At 50.8% G+C, this 4,039-nt stretch carries 2 protein-coding genes; both read left to right on the top strand.

What is annotated here, in order from left to right; genetic code table 11:
- The first annotated feature begins 154 nt into the window (after positions 1-154).
- Positions 155-3,307, top strand: a complete 3,153-nt coding sequence (locus ACOJTG_RS12950) for an efflux RND transporter permease subunit (RefSeq protein ID WP_420154204.1) — start codon at positions 155-157, stop codon at positions 3,305-3,307.
- A 174-nt stretch (positions 3,308-3,481) separates the two neighbouring features.
- Entirely contained in the window at positions 3,482-4,009 is a 528-nt protein-coding gene (locus tag ACOJTG_RS12945; RefSeq protein ID WP_420154203.1) for a ferritin-like domain-containing protein, read from the top strand.
- Positions 4,010-4,039: the final 30 nt, after the last annotated feature.

Here is a 4,039-nt window from a genome sequence, read left to right as displayed (position 1 = left end):
CAAACTAAACGAACAGCCCGGAAGTCCCTCGACGGGCGGCGTTTTGGTTTTTGGTTTACGGTTTTCAGTTTATGGTTTACGGTGACTGACGCATGCAACTTTTCTCGCGTCAGCCACCGTAAACCGTAAACTGAAAACCGTAAACTAAAAAGAAATGTCGATAACCGAAGTAGCCATAAAACGACCTCTGCTGGTGACTACCATTTTTACGGTACTCATCCTCTTTGGGGTCATCAGTTACCAGCAGTTGTCCTACAATTTGCTGCCTAAATTCGAGGCGAACGTCATCAGCGTTGCTACCGTGTATCGGGGGGCTGCCGCCGATGAAGTGGAAACCAACGTGACCAAGCGGATCGAAGACGCCCTTTCATCACTCGAAGGACTCGATCGGATCAAATCTACTTCGCAGGAAGGGGTTTCCTCAGTAGTCCTTCAATTGAAAAACGGAGCCGATGTAAACCTGGCTCAACAGGATGCTCAGCGGAAAATCAACCAGATTCTCTCGCTGTTGCCCGAAGACGTAGACGATCCAGTCATCAATAAATTCTCTACGGACGAATTGCCCGTCCTGCGGATGGGGGTTACGGCTAAGTTGTCGCCCACGCAATTGTTTGACCTGCTGGACGAGAAACTCAAGCCTCAGCTTTCTAACGTAGCCGGGGTAGGGCAGATTAACCTAATTGGTGGTGCCGAACGGGAAATTCAGGTGAACGTAGACCCTGTGAAATTACAGGCGTACGGCATTTCCATTGGCCAGGTCTCGCAGGCCGTTTACAATGCCAACGCCAGTTATCCGGCGGGTCAGATTGAAACGCAGCAGTCGCAGTATTCCATTCACTTTGATGCCACGGTACAGTCGGTGGAAAAAATGCGTAACCTTATCATTGCCCGCCGTCTCGCCAGCGGTAGTACGCCCGGCGGTGGTGATGTGTTGTTACGGGATGTTGCCGAAGTGGTGGACGGAACGGCCAAAGAAACGGCCATCAACCACATCAACGGTATTCCGTCCATCGGGGTGCAGGTACTCAAACAGAGTGATGCCAACGCCGTAGAAGTCAGTGAACTCGTACGCGAGCGAATCGGGGTACTGGAAAAACAGTACGCTTCCATTGGCTTGAAATTCAATATCGCAGCGGATCAGTCGGTGTATACGCTGGCTTCGGCCGAGGCCGTAGTGGACGATTTATTCCTGGCCGTGGCGATTGTATCGGTCGTAATGTTGCTGTTCCTGCATAGCTTCCGGTCGTCGTTATTCGTACTGGTGGCTCTGCCTTCGTCCATTGTACCGACGTTTATGCTGATGTATCTATCAGGATTCTCGCTGAACCTGATGACGCTGATGGCACTCTCGCTGGTGGTGGGTATCCTCGTCGATGACTCCATTGTAATTCTGGAGAACATCACCCGGCACATGGAAATGGGTAAAGACCGACGACAGGCCGCTATCGACGGACGGAGCGAAATCGGGTTTACCGCCCTTGCCATTACCCTCGTGGACGTCGTGGTATTCGTCCCGCTGGCCTTAACGGGAGGTTTGATCGGTAACATCCTCCGCGAATTCTCACTAGTCGTAGTATTCTCTACATTGATGAGTTTGGTGGTATCCTTTACCATTACGCCGTTGCTGGTATCGCGTTTCGGCAAGCTGGAGCACCTGAAAGAAAATACGCTCTGGGGTAAAATCAACCTCGGTTTTGAACGCTTCATCGACCGGATCATTGCCTATTACGGTGGTGTACTGCAAAAGGCCCTGGGTCACAAACGCTGGGTGTTTATCATCGTCATTCTGTTGTTTGTCGGTTCGATTGCACTGGTACCGGCGGGCTTTATTGGAGCGGCCTTCATGCCCCAATCCGATCAGGGTGAAATTGCCGTACAGCTGGAATTAGCCCCAACCGCTTCCATTTACCAGACAAACGAAGCCGTACAGAAAGCCGAACAGATTCTGTTGAAACACCCCGGCGTAACGAATGTCTTTTCGAACGTAGGGTATACGAGTAACGCCCTTTCTTCCACGTCGAACAGTAACCTGGCGGACATTAACGTCAAGCTGGTCGATAAGAAAGAGCGGAAGTACTCGACGGATGAGTTTGGGGTCGAAATCAAGAAAGAAATCGGTAAGGTTCCGGGGGTAAAAGTAACCGTAAGCCCCGTAGGTATTGTTGGTTCTTCCGAAGCTCCTATTCAGATTGCCGTGAAGGGTACGGACATGCCCTCCATCCGGAAAGCGGCCGCTCAGGTACTGGATATTGTAAAATCCACGCCCGGTACGCAGGATGTGAAGTACTCCGTGAAAGATCCAAAACCGGAAGTATCGATCAAACTAAATCGGGAGCGAATGGCCCAACTGGGTATCAATGCTTCGGACGTAGGAATGGCCCTGCAAACGGCTTTCCGGGGCGATGACCGTGCCAAGTTCAAACAGAACGGGAACGAGTACGACATTCTGGTCAATCTCGACCGATTCAATCGCAGTAGTGCCGATGACGTAGGAAATCTGCTGTTCGTCAACAACCAGGGACGTACCTTCCAGTTGTCGCAATTTGCTCAGGTAGACGAACGGATCGGGGAAAGCGTACTGGAGCGGAACGACCGTCTGTCTTCGATTACCATCAACTCGCAGGTCGTCGGACGTCCGGTGGGTACGGTAGGGGCCGACATTCAGGCGAAAATGGCCAATGTCAAACTAGGTGAAGGAATCTCGGTTCAGTACCTCGGTCAGCTGCAACAGCAATCCGACGCCTTCGGTAGTCTGGGACTGGCTCTGATCATGGCTATTCTGCTGGTGTACTTCATCATGGTGGCCCTGTACGAAAGCGTCGTGTATCCCGTCGTGGTACTGTTCTCGATTCCCGTTGCTCTGATTGGTGCCTTGCTGGCTCTGGCTCTGACGATGGAAAGCTTAACGGTATTCTCGATTGTAGGTATGATTATGTTGCTGGGTTTGGTTGCGAAAAACGCCATCCTGATCGTAGACTTTACCAATCACCTGAAAGCCGAAGGTAAAGAAGTCGTTGCGGCTCTGGTGGAAGCGGGTAAGGAACGTCTTCGTCCGATTTTGATGACTACCCTGGCCATGATCTTCGGTATGTTGCCGATTGCACTGGCCAGTGGGGCAGGGGCCGAAACCAAAAATGGTATGGCTTGGGTCATCATTGGTGGTCTGACGAGTTCGCTGGTACTGACGCTCTTCGTCGTACCTTCCGTATACCTGGTGGTAGACCGAATTATCGCTCGTTTCCAGAAAAAAGAGCCTCATCCGCAGAAGCCCGAAGAGCTTGCCGTCTCACGGGCTATGAACGAGTAATGATCTGATTAACAATAGGTAACGGCTTTCCGGAATACATTCGGGAAGCCGTTTTTTTTGCTCCAAAATTCTGGGGAAGCGGCTACTCGAAGGTGATGCTGGCCTTCCCCTCCGCAGATTGGTATATGGTTTTCGTATATACCTACCGTATAACCAACCCAAACGTATTTTATTATGGCAAGTCTTGCTAGTCTTTTTCAAATGGACAAGGCCGAGGGCCTTTCAGAACTATTCGTTGCTCAATTGAAAGATATTTATTGGGCCGAAAATAAATTAACGACGGCTCTTACCGAGATGGAAACCGCCGCTACGACGGATGAACTCAAAGGAGGTCTACGTACGCACCTGGCCGAAACGGAAGGACAGATTCAACGTTTGAATCAGGTATTCTCTTCTCTGGGTTTGGAAGCCGAAGGTGTAAAATGTCAGGCGATGGCCGGTCTGGTAGATGAAGGCGAAGACATCGTTGCTGAAACGCAAAGCGGTACCCTGACGCGTGACGCTGGTATTATTGCCGCCTGTCAGAAAGTAGAGCACTACGAAATTGCCAGCTATGGAACATTGGTAGCTTGGGCAAAAATTCTGGGTTACGAAGAAGCCGCTCGTCTGCTCCACGCTAACCTGCAGGAAGAAGAAGCCACCGATCATAAGCTGACGATGTTGGCTGAATCGTTCGTGAACGCAACAGCTACCGCTGAGTAATAGAAATTGAGATTGAAAGGTAGATGTCCT

It is taken from the genome of Siphonobacter sp. (genome assembly GCF_048595215.1).
Taxonomy (GTDB): domain Bacteria; phylum Bacteroidota; class Bacteroidia; order Cytophagales; family Spirosomataceae; genus Siphonobacter.
Note: the sequence above shows the minus strand (reverse complement) of the source record. Positions and strands in the feature narration are given on the sequence as shown.